The sequence below is a fragment of the Neobacillus sedimentimangrovi genome (assembly GCF_010614825.1).
Lineage (GTDB): Bacteria > Bacillota > Bacilli > Bacillales > Cytobacillaceae > Neobacillus > Neobacillus thermocopriae.
The window spans coordinates 66239-84632 of the sequence record NZ_JAAFZF010000003.1; the positions used below are offsets into that span (position 1 = coordinate 66239).

Annotated in this window: 18 protein-coding genes, 2 pseudogenes and 1 other annotated feature; of the genes and pseudogenes, 17 read left to right on the forward strand and 3 right to left on the reverse strand. The window is 38.0% G+C overall.

Translation table 11 applies throughout. The features are described 5' to 3' along the window. The first annotated feature begins 235 nt into the window (after positions 1 to 235). The 4 genes from GZA11_RS02470 (at position 236) to GZA11_RS02485 (ending at position 3791) form a co-directional block, all read left to right on the forward strand. Positions 236 to 718, forward strand: a complete 483-nt coding sequence (locus GZA11_RS02470) for a hypothetical protein (protein WP_163182770.1) — start codon at positions 236 to 238, stop codon at positions 716 to 718. A gap of 658 nt (positions 719 to 1376) precedes the next feature. Next, the gene (locus GZA11_RS02475) at positions 1377 to 2132 is read left to right on the forward strand and encodes a GTP cyclohydrolase II (RefSeq protein WP_038539296.1); all 756 of its coding nucleotides are present in this window, start codon (positions 1377 to 1379) and stop codon (positions 2130 to 2132) included. Further along, positions 2125 to 3219: a bifunctional diaminohydroxyphosphoribosylaminopyrimidine deaminase/5-amino-6-(5-phosphoribosylamino)uracil reductase RibD gene (ribD, locus tag GZA11_RS02480; RefSeq protein ID WP_038539299.1), complete on the forward strand. Its 1095-nt coding sequence runs from the start codon at positions 2125 to 2127 to the stop codon at positions 3217 to 3219. The genes GZA11_RS02475 and ribD overlap by 8 nt, the downstream gene beginning before the upstream one ends. Before the next feature lie 11 nt (positions 3220 to 3230). Beyond that, the gene (locus GZA11_RS02485) at positions 3231 to 3791 is read left to right on the forward strand and encodes a 5' nucleotidase, NT5C type (protein WP_163182771.1); all 561 of its coding nucleotides are present in this window, start codon (positions 3231 to 3233) and stop codon (positions 3789 to 3791) included. 226 nt (positions 3792 to 4017) lie between these two features. On the opposite strand, the gene GZA11_RS02490 is transcribed toward GZA11_RS02485, so the two are convergent. Next, a complete protein-coding gene (locus tag GZA11_RS02490) occupies positions 4018 to 4446 on the reverse strand; it encodes a DUF6220 domain-containing protein (protein WP_163182772.1) in 429 nt (142 codons plus the stop codon). 198 nt (positions 4447 to 4644) lie between these two features. On the opposite strand from GZA11_RS02490, the gene GZA11_RS02495 reads away from it, so the two are divergent. The 8 genes and pseudogenes from GZA11_RS02495 to GZA11_RS02530 all read left to right on the forward strand — a co-directional run bounded on the left by GZA11_RS02495 (position 4645) and on the right by GZA11_RS02530 (position 12609). Further along, entirely contained in the window at positions 4645 to 5352 is a 708-nt protein-coding gene (locus GZA11_RS02495) for an MOSC domain-containing protein (RefSeq protein ID WP_038539304.1), read from the forward strand. 528 nt (positions 5353 to 5880) lie between these two features. Further along, positions 5881 to 6846 (forward strand): annotated as a pseudogene (locus GZA11_RS02500) (sulfate/molybdate ABC transporter ATP-binding protein); the annotation flags it as partial. A gap of 231 nt (positions 6847 to 7077) precedes the next feature. Further along, positions 7078 to 7662, forward strand: coding sequence for a hypothetical protein (locus tag GZA11_RS02505; RefSeq protein ID WP_204317739.1), 585 nt, complete (start codon positions 7078 to 7080; stop codon positions 7660 to 7662). A 240-nt stretch (positions 7663 to 7902) separates the two neighbouring features. After that, positions 7903 to 8499: a YdeI/OmpD-associated family protein gene (locus tag GZA11_RS02510; protein ID WP_038539311.1), complete on the forward strand. Its 597-nt coding sequence runs from the start codon at positions 7903 to 7905 to the stop codon at positions 8497 to 8499. A 385-nt stretch (positions 8500 to 8884) separates the two neighbouring features. After that, positions 8885 to 9592, forward strand: coding sequence for a DNA alkylation repair protein (locus tag GZA11_RS02515; protein WP_163182773.1), 708 nt, complete (start codon positions 8885 to 8887; stop codon positions 9590 to 9592). A gap of 492 nt (positions 9593 to 10084) precedes the next feature. Further along, on the forward strand, positions 10085 to 10570 hold the full coding sequence (locus GZA11_RS02520; RefSeq protein WP_163182774.1) for a flavodoxin: 486 nt from the start codon (positions 10085 to 10087) through the stop codon (positions 10568 to 10570). Positions 10571 to 10751: 181 nt separating this feature from the next. Continuing rightward, positions 10752 to 10796, forward strand: a complete 45-nt coding sequence (locus GZA11_RS17010; RefSeq protein ID WP_105980607.1) for an erythromycin resistance leader peptide — start codon at positions 10752 to 10754, stop codon at positions 10794 to 10796. A gap of 355 nt (positions 10797 to 11151) precedes the next feature. Then, positions 11152 to 12609 carry an Msr family ABC-F type ribosomal protection protein gene (locus tag GZA11_RS02530; RefSeq protein ID WP_163182775.1) on the forward strand — a complete coding sequence of 486 codons (1458 nt, stop codon included), beginning with the start codon at positions 11152 to 11154 and terminating at the stop codon, positions 12607 to 12609. 71 nt (positions 12610 to 12680) lie between these two features. Here GZA11_RS02530 and GZA11_RS02535 read toward each other — a convergent pair whose 3' ends face one another. After that, complete coding sequence (locus GZA11_RS02535; protein ID WP_038539319.1) at positions 12681 to 13085, reverse strand: secondary thiamine-phosphate synthase enzyme YjbQ; 405 nt, start codon at positions 13083 to 13085, stop codon at positions 12681 to 12683. 212 nt (positions 13086 to 13297) lie between these two features. Between GZA11_RS02535 and GZA11_RS02540 the strand changes: the two genes are divergently transcribed. The 5 genes and pseudogenes from GZA11_RS02540 to GZA11_RS02560 all read left to right on the forward strand — a co-directional run bounded on the left by GZA11_RS02540 (position 13298) and on the right by GZA11_RS02560 (position 17274). Further along, positions 13298 to 13588 carry a hypothetical protein gene (locus GZA11_RS02540; RefSeq protein ID WP_163182776.1) on the forward strand — a complete coding sequence of 97 codons (291 nt, stop codon included), beginning with the start codon at positions 13298 to 13300 and terminating at the stop codon, positions 13586 to 13588. A 198-nt stretch (positions 13589 to 13786) separates the two neighbouring features. Beyond that, positions 13787 to 14215, forward strand: coding sequence for a DUF1801 domain-containing protein (locus GZA11_RS02545; protein WP_163182777.1), 429 nt, complete (start codon positions 13787 to 13789; stop codon positions 14213 to 14215). Between the two features lie 167 nt (positions 14216 to 14382). Next, positions 14383 to 14599 (forward strand) — a binding site (T-box leader). Positions 14600 to 14654: 55 nt separating this feature from the next. Next, positions 14655 to 15995: a sodium-dependent transporter gene (locus GZA11_RS02550; RefSeq protein WP_038539327.1), complete on the forward strand. Its 1341-nt coding sequence runs from the start codon at positions 14655 to 14657 to the stop codon at positions 15993 to 15995. A 97-nt stretch (positions 15996 to 16092) separates the two neighbouring features. Further along, a complete protein-coding gene (locus GZA11_RS02555) occupies positions 16093 to 16404 on the forward strand; it encodes a transposase (RefSeq protein ID WP_163182778.1) in 312 nt (103 codons plus the stop codon). Next, a pseudogene (locus GZA11_RS02560) lies at positions 16401 to 17274 on the forward strand (IS3 family transposase). Before GZA11_RS02555 ends, GZA11_RS02560 begins: the two are co-directional and overlap by 4 nt. A 208-nt stretch (positions 17275 to 17482) precedes the next feature. Here the strand turns inward: GZA11_RS02560 and GZA11_RS02565 are convergent. Next, positions 17483 to 18100, reverse strand: a complete 618-nt coding sequence (locus GZA11_RS02565) for an NUDIX hydrolase (RefSeq protein WP_163182780.1) — start codon at positions 18098 to 18100, stop codon at positions 17483 to 17485. Positions 18101 to 18394: the final 294 nt, after the last annotated feature.

Sequence of the window (18394 nt, forward strand, 5' to 3'; positions counted from 1 at the left end):
TACTGATATTTCTTTTACGATTGGAGATATTATTTTATAAAAGAGCGAGAGGGGCTGATGATAGTATGAATCATATATTATCATTTCGATTTTAAGATTTCCCAATGGATCTATCGAAATTTCTTTAAAAATAAGTTGAAATTTAATGTTGAGGAAGGGCAGCGAAAGATGAAGTACAAGTGGATTAGGATAAACGTTAAAAACAAATTTCAAATTAGAAAAGGGCAAGAATTGTGTGGCCAAGCATAAAGAGGTATTGTTTTGGAGTATTGCCTTTCCTGGATTTGGTCAACTATTAAATGGAAAATTGGTAAAAGGGATTATTCTCATATTTCTAGAATTTATCGTGAATGTTCAAGCCCATTTTAATGAAATTATTATACTAAGTTTTCAAGGTAAGATTGAAAAAGCGATACAAACTGCGAACTATCAATGGTTAATGTTTTATCCATGTTTGTATTTCTTTGCAATGTGGGATGCATTTCAAGATGCTAGTGAGAATGTTGATCGATCGCTCTTTCTTCCGTTCGTATTTTCTGCTTACTTTGTCACGGTTGGCTGCATATATTCTTCCAAATTCCACCTTTTTGGAGTACTATTGGGGCCAGTGTGGTTACCTATGCTTTGTGTCATTCCGGGACTTATTGTGGGATTTACGATTCGATCTTTATGGGCAAAAAACAGAATGCCTCTTCAGGATGAGAACCATTATGAGTAATAAAATTATTCGAAAGTCGGTTTATCTAAGGCCTCATTGTTGATTAAGGTTGTGTTACACATTTGGATACATGAACGGGTAACAAGCCTCTGTGGTCGTGCAGAAAACGCCAAGAAGGGTTCCGTTCGCGTACGGAAAGCGAATCACAAAGAGAGCAAATCCATCGCTAGGTTAACACAGCCTTATTCATTAATAAGAAAGTTCGTTGCATTTTTAATATGGTCAACTAGCGGCGTTCCTGGATGAGTGGAAAGGCTACCAATACGTTTATTACTTAATAAGACGGTAGGTCTTCCTTTTTCTTCGATGTGGAATTCTTTACATATTTCGTCGAAGGGGCTTCGATCCTTCTACGGCTTTAATCAACAACATGAGTAATGACTTTTCTATTTTTCCCTCACAAGGAGAAATCCCCTTTCAAATCTCTCCCCTTTAAATGTAAAAAATATTCCTTACTAATCAGTTTAACATTCGAATGTAATACCTAAATTTAAGATTTATTAAAGCCTTTCACCCATCTCCGTGGTCTCATATTTCAAAATAATTGGTTCATGGTGATAATTTTGTTACTATAGGTTCATCAGTTCCCTAAAATATTTTTTCAAACGAGATGAATAACCTACAAATATTACATACTACCTAAAAAGGGGGAATTTTGATGACACAAACAAAGTTTGACCCTAAAGTGTTATCGGTTCTTGAAGATAAAATCCAATTAATTAAAACAGAGGAAGGCGCAATTTACTTAGTCGGTCCTATTCGTCTCCCAGTCAATTTATATGGTGAGACGGTCGTATTCCAGTGGTACTGCTGGTTAAATTGTAGCGAAGTAACTGAGAATTTTGAAAAAATTATTGATAAACTCTCATCCATTAATTTGGCTGAAATGCAACAATCCAGTGTTTTGGTGTATGGGGATTTTGCATTTGCTGATGATGCCATTATCCGAATGCATTCGATTTGCCACACAGGTGACATTTTTGGTAGTAAGCGATGTGATTGTGGCTATCAACTGAAACAGTCTATGAAAATGATTGTTGAGCATGGAACGGGAGCTTTATTCTACTTAGCCAATCACGAAGGCCGCGGTATTGGCTTATTCAGTAAAGCGATGGCTTACATTTTACAGGAAAATAATTATGATACCGTTGAAGCCAACCATGCTCTTGGTTTTGTTGATGATGCCAGAAACTATAATGATGCGATTCAAGTCTTAAAAGCATTACGGTCAAAACCAGTTTGCCTTGTGACAAACAACCCGAAAAAATTAGCTGCTTTAAAAGATGCAGGTTTGCCAGTTTCAGGAAGAAAACCGCTTTGGGGAGATGTTTCCGAATATAACGAAAAATATTTGCAAACAAAGATTGAGCGCTCTGGCCATATTAAGGATGAGGGGTTCTGCCCAAATGAATAATCATGAATTTTATATGGATCTAGCGTTACAAAATGCCCAGGCGATGAAGGGACAAACCGATCCCAATCCATTAGTAGGCGCTGTCATTGTGAATCATAATCGAATCGTTGGTGTGGGGGCTCACTTAAAAGCAGGCGAACCTCATGCGGAAATTCATGCCTTAAGGATGGCTGGTGACAAAGCAAGAGGTGGTACGATTTATGTGACTCTCGAGCCATGTTCTCATCATGGTAGGACTGGCCCATGTGCGGTGGCACTAGTGGAAGCGGGGATCAAAAAGGTTGTCATTGCAACACTGGATCCCAATCCGATTGTCGCTGGCAATGGGGTGAAAATCCTTGAGGATGCAGGAATCGAAGTAGTAATTGGGGTTAGAGAAGAGGAATCCCGAAAAATGAACGAGGTGTTTAATAAGTTCATCGTTCAGAAAAAGCCTTTTGTTACTTTAAAGGCTGGAATTACTTTGGATGGAAAAATCGCTACCCACACCTCTGACAGCAAGTGGATTACGTCAGAAGAAGCGAGATTAGATGTACACCACCTACGAAATGAACATATGGCGATTCTTGTTGGGGTGAACACGGTTATAAAGGATAATCCGGAATTAACAGCGCGTATCCCGAATGGTCGAAACCCTATCCGTGTGATCTTAGATTCCACGTTAAAAATTCCATTAGAATCAAAGGTAGTTACGGATAACTTAGCAGAGACATGGATTTTTACAAGCAAAAATTATGATGAAGACAAGAAGAAAACGCTGGAATCATTAGGGATTAAAGTTTTTCATACGAATGGGATGAAACAGGTGGACCCAAATGATGTTGTCAAAATTTTAGGGGAACATTTGATTTCTTCTTTATTAATAGAAGGTGGAGGAGCCGTTAATGCTTCTTTCCTGGAGAATCAATTAATTGATAAAGTAGTCTTATATTTTGCACCAAAGTTAGTGGGCGGCCAACATGCCCCGACGTTCCTGGAAGGAGCTGGGGTTGAGATGATGCGGGATGCGGTTGAGCTTGCCGACGGTTCCTTTGAGAAAATCGGCCGAGATTTCAAATTTGTTGGCTACCCGATTTATCATAAATGAGGGAATGTTCAATGAAATTTGGTTTTGATATTGATGATACATTAATAAATTTGCGGGAACATGCTTTTCATCTATATAATAAAAAACTAAATCAAAACGTTCCGATTGAGGTTTTTCAATCACTAAACCGTGTGGAAATCCACGAACCTTTTGGGCTTTCAGATGAAGAAGGGAAACACATGTGGAATCGTTCATTAGAGGAGATCTATTACACTTCATGTCCTCCTTTTCCCGATGCCCTTGAAACACTGCAACAATTAGACAAACAGGGGCATGAAATTTTCTATATTACTTCGAGGCCAGCCGAACACGGAGAGAGAACGAAAGAATGGATGAAACAAACCGGTTTTCCTGTCGTGGACGAACGATTTTTCTATGGGATGAAAGACCACGAAAAGGTAGAAATCATCAAACAATTAAATCTAGATTATTACTTTGATGATAAACCAGATGTGCTAAATACACTTCTCAACGAATCTGTGAAAGTCATTATTAAAGATCAATCTTATAACCGGCATATCGACTTACCACGAATTGTACATTGGAAGGAATTTGAAAATATAATCAAATAGGGAGCTTGGGCAAATCGGAGCCCGGCTCTTTTTTTATGGAAAGGGATAGAGGTCAAAGTGAAGTTGAATGCCAAAAAGGAAACGCTCTTGTATTTTCATACGGAATTGAAAAACAAAAGAGAAGGGAGCCGCATTTCAAATGCCCTTTACATAGCAGTGACTGTCGATGGTGAGCACCAGCGGCATAAAGCTTGCCCGATAAACGACTCGATTTCTATTTTCGTATTTATTTTTTCTGAGGCATGGATTTCCTACTGCCAGCAAATACTAAACGCCATCCTTTAGCCACATTCATAAAAGAAACCGAGATTAATACAATGGCAACAACCGGATGAGCGGCAGCTGCATAAGCGTTTACTTGAGTAATGTTTGCTGTGAAATACATGACAAAAATTAACCCAATTAATCCAGCACTTTCTCCAATTGCCCAGCGCGGCATTTTGCCGACAAAAGAAAGAATCAACATGAATAGTGGAACATACATTCCAAAAAGATGAACAAGAAATAGGTGCTTCTCCCAGTTTGCAGGGTTCACAAAAATAGCTAAACCTGCGAAAAACACTTGAACAATTAAACAACAAGCAAAAAGAAGACTGAAAATAACGTAGATTTTTTGCGTGAAGTCAATTCTTTTTGAATTTAAGTTCTTCTCCAACCCACAATCATTCCTTTTCTACAAAATGTAAAAAAAGTTTATCAATATTTGATTGGTTTCATAATGTGCTAGAGTTGTAATTCTCACTAAGTCCGAGGTCTTACTCCTCGAAGCAGGAATCAAACGCGTTCAAGTCGAATGGACAGAAGGAGTATTGTAAAAATAGAGAATACCGATCTGTAATAGGAGTGGATAAAAATGGACTTTCTTTTAAAAAAAGTTTTTGTCGGGCAACCAAAAACGGTTGGAACAAAAGATGCTGTCAGTCCAATGGACCGGGAATGGACCAGTGCGATTTTTAAAGAGCCGGTTGAAGGAACAGTTTGGGTCGGGAAAACTGGTTTAGCTGGAGACGGACAATTTGATTTGCAGCATCATGGAGGTCCTGAAAAAGCGGTTTTTGCTTATTCAGTCGAAAATTATACTTATTGGCAAAAGGAACTTGGAAATGCAGAGATTGGACCTGGTGGTATGGGTGAGAATTTCCTAATGGAAAATGTAACGGAAGACATGATTTCGATTGGTGATACCTTTCAAATTGGTGAGGCCGTTGTTCAAGTTTCCCAGCCGCGTCAGCCATGCTGGAAGCCAGCCCGTCGTTTTAAAATCAAAACTTTTGCCCTGCTTATACAAAATACGGGGAGAACCGGCTGGTATTTCCGTGTACTAGAAGAAGGTCAGGTAAAAGAGGGGCAAACTTTTAAATTGGTAGATCGTCCTTGTCCACAGTGGACAATTCAAAAATGCAATCAAATCCTTCATGCGAAAAATCCGGACTTTGAAGAGATGCGCAAATTAGCCCATTGCGAATTTCTTGCGCCCGGAATGCGGGAAACATTAGCGACACGGGTTGAAAAAAGGATACATCCGGATATTACAAATAGGGTATATGGTCCCAATTTATAACTCTTACAGTCTAATAAAAAGCCAAGATTTGTAAGGTACAAATACCATGAAGGGAACATCAAGAGAGTCAGCTATTGTCGTTGATGTAAGGACATTCATATATAGTACTCTTTTATTGAATCAATTTTTTCCATGAAAAAAAGCTATTATTCTTGTAATTTGGCGGGTAAAATGGACTGGATTTGGGAGTTGGAACATCCAGCCCTTTACACACTGCCAAACAATAATTTTATAGGATCTTTTCAGAAAGTTATTGATTTTTTTAAATGACCATATTATGATTTTTAAAAAAGTAATCCTATAGAATTAATAGGAATTGGTTATACCCCTTTTCATGAATTGGGTTATGAATTCTAACGATGTACATATGGATAAGTGACCATTAATTGGCCACTGCATATATTTATACAAAACTAAATTAGGTAGTTTCCCAGAAACAGAGGGATCTATTTTTAGCCATGAATGTTGACTGGATTACTCAACATTAGGAGGAGGAGAAATGGAGGTATCAAGTAAAGGGGAATATGTCTTCTGAGATTGATTGCTGGGCTGGAAAATTTGGATGCAGGAAAAATATTTTTTAATAGGATTGATTATACAGCTAAAACCGTAAAAGAACGGAAAGTTGGTTTTGTTTTTCAGCATTATGCCCTGTTTAAACATATGACTATTTTTGAAAACGTCGCCTTTGGGCTAAAGGTAAAGCCTCGAAAAATACGTCCAACGAAGAAGGAAATAAAGGAAAAAGTAATGGAGTTGTTAAAGTTCGTTCAGTTGGAACATCTGGCAGACCGCTATCCGGCTCAGCTTTCCGGAGGACAGAGGCAAAGGATTGCCTTAGCAAGGGCCCTTGCTGTTGAGCCGGAGGTACTACTTTTAGACGAACCATTTGGCGCATTGGATGCAAAGGTACGTCAAGAGCTCCGCCGCTGGTTAAGAGAAATCCATCAAAAGCTTAACATTACGACCATTTTTGTTACGCATGATCAAGAGGAAGCGTTAGAAATGGCGGATACGATTGTGGTAATGAACCATGGGAGAATTGAACAAATTGGCTCACCAGAAGAAGTATACGAAAAACCAGCCAATGCATTTGTTTATAGCTTTTTAGGCAAGGTGAATGAATTCAAGGGAGAATCTTTGGTAACGAATCTTCCGCATGTGAAGGGGACTGAAGAAGCGGTTGGATATATCAGGCCACATGAAATCGTTCTGCACCATCTATCCAAAGAAAACAGCATACCATCAGTAGTGATCCATATTAATAAGGCCGGTTCAACAGTACGAATTGAGCTGAAAAGGCTGGATACGGATGAATTATTTAAAGCAGAAATGACTGTTGATCAATACAGGAAGCAGGGTCCCTTTCATAAAGGAGAGGTTTTATATGCCGAATTTAAAAACATCGTCTTGTTTGATAGGGAAACCCACCCAATTCAAGCAGAGAAAAACGTACAGGGAGAGGTTGTTTCAGCCGTTTCTTCATACATGTAATAGAGGCTGAAAGAGCCTCTTTTTCTATGGGTGAGGAGAGTGAATATTTTTTATTAGTGATCACACCCATTTCCTCCTAATTCTCTTTCCTTTGATCTATTAACCTTTTCTGCGTGATCAGTCTTAGGTCTTATCTTAATATCAATCGGAGGACTATTATCCTTCTCATCGTTGTTCTATAGAATGAAATTGACGCAATGAAAAGGGGAGCAGTGTTGAGGAGGAATCAAAATGGAAGTGTATGTTTTGCTTACAGATACAAAGACGACGTTATCAAAGACCATCGGATTATTTACAAAACAATCATTGAATCATGTATCTATTTCATTTGATCAACAATTAAGAGAAATATACAGTTTTGGACGAAAGAAGCCCAATAACCCATTTCTAGGTGGGTTTATAAGGGAACAGATCAACCAGGATCTGTTCGAAAATGCTATTGGTGCGGTATATAGGTGTTCAGTTACTGAGGAGCAATTTCAAAGAATGAAAAAGTTTGTGCAAGCTATAGAGGAGGAGCGACACAGCTACAGATATAATTTTATCGGTTTATTCGGAGTGTTGTTTAATCAACCAATCAAGCGGGAAAAGGCATATTTCTGCTCGCAATTTGTATCTGCTGTTTTTCAGAGTGGAGATGTTATCATTGCAGACAAACCGGACATGCTTGTCACTCCCAATGATTTTATAAACTGTCCTCATCTCCAACTCGTTTATGAAGGACCACTATGTGATTATCCTCTGGCTCATCGAAGGACCCTACAGAAAAGCAAGGGACAGCCATCGTCATTGAATGTATTTAGTCCTGTCGGGTAAATCATGCAAACTTCCCTCCATCATTCTCCTACTGAATGCTCCTTCGCTTCTTTTGTAAATTTCCAAACACCCCTCTATAGAAAAAATCCAAGAACGTAATACGGTAATCAATGGTTTGGTGTGAAAAAGGGAATAATGAAAAAACATCTTGAAGGTTTGAAGGGATTTAATTGAAGGTAAAGAATAAACATAATAGGTTTTCAATCACATTTTTTACAATTAGGCGAGGAGTGTTCCTTGATGACAAATAGCAGAAAGAATCCTAAGGTCGATGAATTTTTAAAGAATACGAAAAAGTGGAAGAAAGAGTTTGAGAAGTTAAGAGAAATGGCACTTGACTGTGAATTGACTGAAGAATTGAAGTGGAGGCTTCCTTGCTACACGTTTGAGAAAAAGAATATCGTTATCATTCAAGGATTTAAAGAATACTGTGCACTTATGTTTTTTAAAGGTGCTTTGTTAAAAGATGCCGATGGTATTCTGACCAAACCCGGGGAGAATAGTCAGGCACAGCGCCAAATTCGGTTTACCAATGTCCAAGAAATAGCTGAAATGGAAACGATCGTGAAAAACTATATTAATGAAGCGATTGAAGTCGAAAAGGCCGGTTTGGAAGTGAAATTAAAAAATACGGATGAATATGACATGCCTAAAGAACTTCTAAATAAATTCGATGAAATCCCTGCCTTAAAATCAGCTTTTGAAGCATTGACCCCAGGACGGCAAAGACAGTATATCCTTTATTTTTCACAAGCCAAACAATCTAAAACGCGGGAGTCAAGGATTGAAAAATGTATGGAAAAGATTCTCCATGGGAAGGGGTTAAAAGATTTATAAATAAGAGGAAAAAAGATAGTTGAACGGGCTAATCCAGCAATAGGTCGGGGCAACGGACTTCTGGAAAGCCCATTTTTTAATATGTAGAAAAGGTTCAATCTCCTATTGGCGAGACGTCATCATCCTTCCCTCTACAAACCCTCTACTTTCGCATTTCGCCCTACGATAAGTCAACATCGAATCACCTTCGGTTCTTCGTGTTTCCTATATCTCAGTTGGAGGCCACCACAAGGAAGGCTTCGGCAGCCTAATCATCGCACTTATAGGGTAAAAATGGTAGAATAGAGAGACAAATGGGTAGGTAAAATCACCTAATGATATATGAAGATTAAGGTTGGATGTTACAATGAAGGTGCATGTTAAATAAGGGAGGAAGGGTAAAGCGATGGATTTTGAAACGGTGATGCAAGAACTCGAAGCACTCGGTAAAGAAAGTTTGAAAAAGAGGTACATAAACAATGGGGCACACGAGCCGCTTTTTGGGGTGGCGACAGGTGCAATGAAGCCACTTGCAAAAAAGATTAAGAAAAATCAGCCATTGGCGGAGAAACTTTACGCTACTGGGAATTATGATGCCATGTATTTTGCAGGGATCATAGCGGACCCAATGATTATGACTGAAGCGGATTTTGAACGTTGGATGGATGGAGCCTATTTCTATATGCTGTCCGATTATGTAGTGGCTGTCACTTTGTCAGAAACCAATATTGCGCAAGAGGTGGCTGATAAATGGATTGCAAGCGGGGATGAACTCAGAATGTCGGCAGGTTGGAGCTGTTACTGTTGGCTTTTAGGTAGCCGCAAGGACAGTGAGTTTAGTGAAAGCAAAATTGCTCGTATGCTTGACCAAGTGGAAAAAACGATTCATGATGCTCCCGAGCGAACGAAAGTTGCGATGAATCTTTTCATTTACACTGTCGCGATTTCATACCTTCCTCTCCATGAGAAGGCTGTGGAAACGGCTAAAGCCGTTGGTCCAGTTGAGATCAAAAAGGACAAGAAAAAAAGCAGTTTTTTAAATGCACTTGAAAATATTCAAAAGGAAATAGATAGAGGGAGACTTGGCTTTAAACGTAAATATGTAAGGTGTTAGAGTGAGAAGGGATATTTAACTAAAAAAGAGCATCATTCTATTAACTTATAAATGTTTGGAGAGAAAAGGATTTATAGGATGATAATAGAATAGCGTAAAAAAATTGAAACCGGGCAATGCCCGGTTTTCTTGTTTTTATGATTTAAAGAAGTGTCTAGCAAAACCGACTGAGCGCTATTATGGCTAACAATCAGTCAGCAAACACATGGTTCATCGCTTTATCTTGCTTCTTAGTTAGAGCGTCCGACTAGGAAGAGCTTTGGAAGGCATATATAACTCACGATCAAAGTAATTGAATTTTCAGGGTGTCATATGCGTAATCAGTATAATTGAACTTTTCTGATTTTGATATCAAATGGCTGAATCGTATTGATCCATTTGGCTGATCGTTTACTCAAAAAATGGAAAAAATGATTGACATTGATAATCATTATTAATTATTATGATAACAACAGGTTATTGAAAATCGTTATCAATTAGGAGGCGTTTGGAATGAAAATTTTTATTGGATATGTGAGCCTGTCTGGAAATACAGAAGAAATGGCCAACATCCTAAAAAATACCCTTCTTTCGATAGGGTGTGAGGTTGATATGGAAAGCCTTGAAACGGTAGAAGTACAAAGTCTTCTAGACTATGATTGTATATTTATTGGAACCTATACATGGGGGGACGGTGATCTTCCATATGAGGTAGAGGATTTTTATAATGAATTACTTGAATATCATTTAACTGGTCAAAATGCGGCATGCTTCGGATCAGGCGATCATGCCTATCCCAAATTTTGTGCCGCTGTTGATACATTCTATCAGCAGTTGAATCAATGCGGGTGTAACGTTTATCCGGAAAGCTTGAAAATAGAACTTGATCCACAAACAGAGGATGAAATTCGCCAATGCGAGAAATTTGCCCAATCCGTGTATGAGTGGGTTCTTCAGAAAAAGGAAATGAACCAAGGGGCAAAGCAATCCTTTCTATAATGGTGTTCTTTACGGATAGCTGCTACTTCATTTCGGTAGAATGAAAGAATCAGACAATCGTGTTAAAACGGCAACTTGTCATATATATCTTTTTTATTTCAAAATCTAAGGTTCATAGATGTTCCTTTGACTTTTAAAAAAAACAAATTTATACTAAAGATTGTAAGGAGGATATTAAAAAATGACACACTCTATGAGATTACGTTTCCCAACTTTGAACCAGTAATTGAATACGGTCAAAGGCTCTGCTTGTGTATGCAGAGTAATGGGAGGAGTCTGTCCTTTTTTAATAGTCTTCATTTTTATCAATATCATGAATGGAAGAAAGGCAGATTAGTATGCCTTTTTTTATTTTTTATAGACAGCCTATTCGCTTCACCTTTTCCAAATTGATAGGGGTATTCCCTTTACTCTGAATTACAGGCAGCTAGCCTGTGATTTTTTATTTCAAAAGTGGAAGCGGGAGGGGAAGCGTCCATGCAGTTTTTATTATTTTTTTGATACTGATACGAGCTTGAACTTAGGCTCGTATCGGTCTCGCTACCGATACGAAAACATAACAATTTCGGGAGGTAGCAATGATGGAACAAATTTGTTTTGAATTAGAAAATGTGGAAGTGACTTATTTAGATAAAGAAATTTTAAAGATTGAACGATTGGCAGTACACCAATTTGATCGCATTGGTATTGTTGGTAAAAATGGTGCAGGGAAAAGTACTTTAATAAAGGTACTTGCGGGTATGGTGCAGCCAACAGCTGGGAAAGTGAACTGTTTCGTTGATTTCGGATATTTTGAGCAAGTGGAAGCTCCATCAGAAAAAGAAGCGGATCCATCCTTACTTGGAAAATTACATGTTCCTCAACAATCTGATCAGCTAAGTGGTGGAGAGCAGACAAGGCTGAAGCTGGCTCAATTGTTTACTCATTATTACGAAGCACTATTATTGGACGAACCGACCACTCACTTGGATCAAGAGGGTATATCTTTTTTACTGGATGAATTACGGTATTATTATGGAGCATTGATTGTCATTAGTCATGACCGTGCCTTATTGGATGAACTTGTCACTACGATTTGGGAAGTAGATGGGGGAAAAATCAACATTTATTCAGGCAATTATAGTGATTACATGGCTCAAAAACAATTAGAACGTGAACAACAGCTCCAAGCTCGCGAACAATACTTGAAAGAAAAAAGCCGGCTGGAAAAAGCAGCTCAGGAAAAAATGAAAAAAGCGGAAAAAATTGCTCAGGCAGGCAGCATGTCTAAAAAAGAAGCGAATGCCAAACCGAATAAAATGTATATGACAAAATCAAAAGGCACGAGCCAAAAAGCTGTCCAGCGTGCCGCAAAAGCCATTGAACATCGGATGGAAAGGCTTAAGGTAGTGGAAGCCGTACAAGAAGAAAGGCCCATTCAGTTCCGTCAATCAAAGGCGCTTGAATTGCATAATAAATTTCCGATTATGGCCGACAGAATGACACTTCGTGTACAGGATCAAGTGTTATTGGATGAAGTAAGTTTCCAAATACCACTAGGTAAAAAAATTGCTATTACCGGCAGTAATGGTAGTGGGAAAAGTACATTGTTGCACCATATTGCCTATAGGGGGACTGGCCTAACCATATCACCAAAAGCTAAGTTTGGATATTTTCGTCAAATGAGCTATCAATTTATGAATGATGAAACGGTTTTACAATTTTTAAAAAATCATTCAGAATATGATGAAGGGTTTCTACGTAGTGTTTTACATTCGATGCAGTTTGTCGGTACGGATTTAGTAAAAAGTGTGAAGTCATTAAGTGGAGGAGAGGCTATTCGCCTTCAGCTTTGTCAGCTGTTCCTTGGGGAATACAACATTTTGTTATTAGATGAACCAACTAATTTCTTAGATATTCATGCGATTGAAGCATTAGAACGGTTTATCTTTGCCTATGAAGGTACGATCCTATTTGTATCGCACGATAAGCAATTTATAAAAAATGTGGCTGACCTAAACTTTCATATTATAGATAAAAAATTGATCCAAAGGTATTAGGGTAGACGAAAGATATATCGAATCTATTTTTGAGTGAAAGAACAAAGCCTCTGAAGGGAGTTACATCCGTTTCAGAGGCTTTTTAATATTTTTACATAAAATGTCCGTGTCCGAGGGCCGTCAAACTCGCAAAAATAAATACCTTGCCATGTGCCAAGAAGCAGCCGTCCTTCTGTAATGATGACATGTTGGGATGCACCGACTGTACTTGCCTTCATATGAGCGGCTGTGTTTCCTTCCATATGACGATCTTGGTCATGATGCCAAGGATACACTTCATCAAATCGGCGAATCATGTCCCTTTTCACGTCGGGATCCGCATTTTCGTTAATGGTTATTCCGGCTGTTGTGTGTGGGCAATAAACAACAACGGCACCTTCCATAATATTGTTTTCTCGAATAAATTCTTGAACTTGATGGGTAACCTCAATCATTTGATCGCGTTGAGTTGTTTGTAAAGTGAATTTTTTAAGCATTGTTTTCTCCCTTTTCTTGTTTCATTAAGTGAAATTTTATCATAAGAAAGGGAATTTTTGTAACGATCCTAGCCTTCTTTTTGCCTCTAAAAGGATTAAAGATGTTAAAATCTAGGAAAGGGCTTTTGGAATGCTATGTTGGTATGACGACAAATGTTTGGGACGAATTTACACAATCTCCAAAAAGAAATTACTAGATGGAGGTCTTCATTATGATACAAATCCTTTTTTGGCCTTGTATGCTTGTTTCCCTATTTCTCGCTGTAATAGCGATTTGCTTTCGCAGGCCGAAGTATCTAGTGATTTCCTCACTACTCATTTTACCTTTATCCGTCTATCTGGCAGCTACTCCTCGTTTTTCTATTTGGGGCTTACTTTTTCCATTATTTTATGTAGGCGCTGCCATTTCGTTAAAGAAGAATCTGAGGTGGTTATCCAGTTTATTGGTCGCCCTTAATTTTTTTCTAATCGGATGGCTTGGAATTACCGTTTTAAGTCAATAATCCTATATGGAGGGAGAGGTAAGGTCGGAAACGAACAACAGGTAAAGTATCTTACGGTAATATAAGCAAGCCTGCAAAACAGGCAATTGAACAGAACTAGTTTATTTTGGTGTTATTGGAATCAAACGGCTGTTTCAGTACGTGAGAACAATATGGTGATTTGTTAATTAAAACTATAATAATAGGAGAGGTTTTATTATGTACGAACAAAAGACAAAAGAAACGAATAATAGTGTTATTGAGTTTATTGAAAATGTAGAAAGTCCTAAAAAACGTGAAGATGCTTATAAGTTGTTGGAAATTTTCAAAGAAGCAACTGGGTATGAAGCAAAAATGTGGGGGACAAGTATTATCGGCTTCGGATCTTATCACTATAAATACGAATCTGGACACGAGGGAGATGCCCCTCTCGTTGGCTTTTCACCCCGCAAGGCAAAAATCAGCTTGTATTTGGCACCCGGTGAACCTAAACGAGAGGAATTATTGAAAAACTTCGGAAAATATACGACAGGAAAAGCGTGTGTATACATCAATAAGGTGGCAGATATTGATGTCAATGTATTAAAAGAATTAATCAAAGAATCGGTCCTGTTTTTACAAGAAAAGTACCCAAGCCAGAAAGAGTAGTGGGAAGATAAATTCAGGAAATGAAATTCTATTCTTTTGAAGCCGAGGGGGAAATTTGTGATAATGTCAGAAAATGGCGGTTAATGAAGTCGAAACTAATAAAATTTAAAAAAATAGTGTACTTTTTTATCGAATTACGTTATTCTAAGAACTATCAAAAAAATAAGATTAATACGATGATAGGATTTCAGTAGTCTTTTTATCCCTGTTGTGAAGAGAGCCAGTGGGTGGTGCGAACTGGTACATATAAAAAAGACGAATTTCGTTCCTGGAGTATCTTTTTCGACCTTTGGAAGGAAAAGACGGATTGTCTCGATAACGACAACAAAGTGGAGATGTTCATCTCAATTTAGGGTGGTACCGCGGTCAAAAGCCGTCCCTGTGTTATTAACGCAGAGACGGCTTTTTTATTTTATTTAAAAAGGAAGGAGTAAAGAGTTTGAAAACGAAAGAACAATGGTCATCGAAGATTGGCTTTATTTTGGCAGCAGCAGGCTCTGCCATTGGACTTGGAGCGATATGGAAGTTTCCCTATATTGCCGGTGTGAGTGGAGGAGGGGCATTCTTTGTCATCTTTACTCTTTTCACCTTATTTTTAGGTCTTCCACTTCTCATGGCAGAGTTTGTCATTGGACGAAAAACACAGAAAAATGCGATTGACGCTTATAAGGAACTTGCGCCGAATTCAAAATGGCATTGGATTGGATACATGGGAATTGTGACTTGTTTTATTTTGCTCTCATTCTACAGCGTGATCGGTGGCTGGATTATTGCGTATTTATGGAAAGCTATAACAGGCCAGCTGAATGGGCTTGACCAATCGGAGTATGCCGAGTTGTTTGGGGCTACCATTTCTAACCCATATATCAGTGTGTTCGTTCAGTTCCTTTTCATGTTATTCACTATTGTCGTTGTGGCGAAAGGTGTTCAAAAAGGGATTGAGAAAACCAGTCAGGTCATGATGCCAGTCTTATTTATTTTGTTTATCGTATTAATTATCCGTTCACTAACATTAGATAATGCGATGGAAGGTGTTCTCTTCTTATTTAAGCCGGATTTTAGCAAAGTCACAGCGGAAACGATTTTGTTTGCATTGGGTCAATCTTTCTTTGCATTAAGTATCGGTGTTTCCGTCATGGTTACTTATAGTTCTTATTTATCAAAGGAAGAAAACTTATTCCGGTCTGCTTTTTCGATTGTTATGATGAATTTGTTTATCATTATTTTGGCTGGTTTGGCGATTTTCCCGGCTGTCTTCTCTTTTGGTTTAAAACCGGATGCCGGCCCTGTTTTATTGTTTAATGTTTTGCCAAATGTGTTTGATCAGATGGCGTTTGGCATGGTCTTTTTTGTCGCCTTTTTAATCCTATTTTTATTTGCTGCCCTTACGTCCGCTTTTTCAATGCTTGAGATCATTGTAACAGTATTGGCTAAAGGAGAGGCCAAGAAAAGGGAGAGATGGTCTTGGATCATTGGTCTGGCGATTTTTGTTTTTGGCATTCCGTCTGCCTTGTCATTTGGGGTATTAAGTGATGTGCTGATATTTGGAAAATCCATTTTTGATGCGGCTGATTATCTAGTGAGCAATGTATTGTTGCCAATTGGATCTTTGTTAATCGCTGTCTTTGTTCCTTTGAAAATGAAAAAATCGGCCTTGTATGAGGAATTCTCAACAGGGGGAGGACTTCCTTATCACTTGTTTCAATTATGGTTTTTCTTAATTCGCTATGTTGCACCGATTGCGATTTTAATGGTTTGCTATCATGTGATAAGGGGATAAAATTTTAAACAGATAAAAAGCTCGGCTTTATTGATATTATCCCTCTTGTGTAGACAGTTAGGAAAAAGCCTATACTGGCTCACAGGAGGGATTTTTCATGGCAAAAAAAGGATCTAAATTTAAAAAATATACTGATGAGTTCAAATTAAAGGTTGTTCAGGAATATTTGACAGGAACTATTAGTTACAATCGCCTAGCTAAAAAATACAATATGACTTCTTGGAATATTCGACAGTGGGTTAAAAAATATGAAGCTTCAAAAGAGGATATATCCAAGGCATTTGAAGACCAGAGGAAATTTTTATCCGGTCGTCCTCGTAAAAACGATCTATCTCTAGAGGATAAGGTAAAGAGATTAGAAGTGGAGAATGAATTTTTAAAAAAGCTATTAATTATGAGAAGGAGGTGAAAAAGAAGGAAGTTGCCATACGTTATCAAATTATTCTTAAGTTAAGTACCAAATATCCAGTGATCTTACTATGTGAATTAGCGAAAGTTTCTAGGAGTGGTTATTATAAATGGTTAAACCGAAAAGATACGATTACTCCAAAGCACCAGGAAAATGAAGTAATAAAAAATTTTATAATTGAAGTTTATGAAGAATCAAATGGCACTTACGGATATCCAAGGATTACAGCTGCCATTAGGAAGGATTATGAAATAACGGTTAACCATAAACGAATCTACCGTTTAATGAAGGAGATGAAGCTACAGGCAAAAATCCGCAAGAAAAAACAGAAGTATCGTAAAGGTAGTGAAAGAATCGTAGTTTCAAATGTATTAAACCGGAACTTTACTGCTGAAAAACAAAATGAAAAATGGGTTACCGATGTTACCTATTTAATGTTTAACAATCAACGTTTATATCTATCAGTCATTTGTGATTTATGGAATAAAGAAATCGTGGCTTACAAAATCAGTTACAAAAATGATTTGGAACTTGTGATGGAAATATTAAAAGAGGCAAACAAAAAAAGAGATGTGACTGATAAAACTATCCTGCACAGTGATCAGGGTTATCAGTATACATCTCGCGAATACCACGAAGCCGTCAAACTAAATGGTATTACTCAAAGTATGTCCAGAAAAGCCAATGGTTTAGACAATGCGTGTGTAGAAAACTTTTTTAGCCATTTTAAGACAGAGTGTATGTATTTAAATAAATTCGAAAACCCAGAGGAAGTCATTCAAGCAGTAGATAAATATATTTACTTTAAAAAGAATTCAAAAAAAATTAGGCAACCTTAGCCCAGTAAAGTATCGAGCTAAAGTTGCCTAAGAAATCAATTATGATTAGATTGACTCCTTCTTCAGCTTACAGACTACTTAGTTGGTTGCCTGGAGCTTTGTCAAGTGCTTTCCTTGACAAGCTCCAGGCATACCAACTACCATTGTCAAAGCTGAAGAGGACGCTTTTTTCTACTGTCTACTTGACAGGGGTATATCCACTTACCGAGCTTTTTATTTGTAACCAATCGTAACCGTTCTCAATCAAAATAAACAGCTTTTTCAGGATTCTTTAGAAACGAAAAGGCCATTTCAATCTGTGACTTCGTATTACGAGCAACGGACAAGGCAGGAAGCGCGTCCTCTGGGAAAAAACCGACTTCACTGGTCTCCAAGCCGCCTGCAGCCTGGCCGCCCACAATTTCACATTGGATGAACATTTTATAAATATGGTAGGGAGATGGAGGATGTGGATGGCATTTATTATCTGCGACAGCCAGCAGTTTTACTGCTTTCACATCGAATCCTGCCTCTTCCTTCACTTCTTTTACGGCCACCTCTCCAGGTGTTAGGCCGATATCCGCCCATCCACCGGGTAGTGCCCAGCCACCATCCATTTTTTCACGTACCATTAGAATTTTTCCGTCCTTAAAAACGACCGCCCGGATGTCTACCTTTGGAGTGGCATACCCGGTCTCATTGGCAAACAAATCTTTGATGACGGTTTGATCCATTTTTGTATAATGACTTAAAATTTCCACACTTAACTTACGAATGGCCTCAAACCGCTCCAGGTCATATACATCTTTTGAATAGGTTAATCCAACTTGGGCTATGGACTGGAGCTGCTTGGCCCATTCCAGCCATTTCGGTTCCACGATCATCACTCCATGCTTGTCTAATATATACTTAATATTACTATGTATATTATGAAAATTCATAATTTGACTTGGCATTTTTATTATTTTTTTTTTGGGAGAACTACTCGTCATCAATCACCATTCTGTTTTTATATGATAGAAACTGATAATAATGGACTCGAGAAGAGTAGGTAATCTCGGGGATAATAAAAATAAAATTTTTTTCTTCATTCAAAAAATAATACTTGCATTTCTTCTTCAATTAAATTATTATGGAGTATACGAATAATAGAAGGGTGGATATAAAGCCGA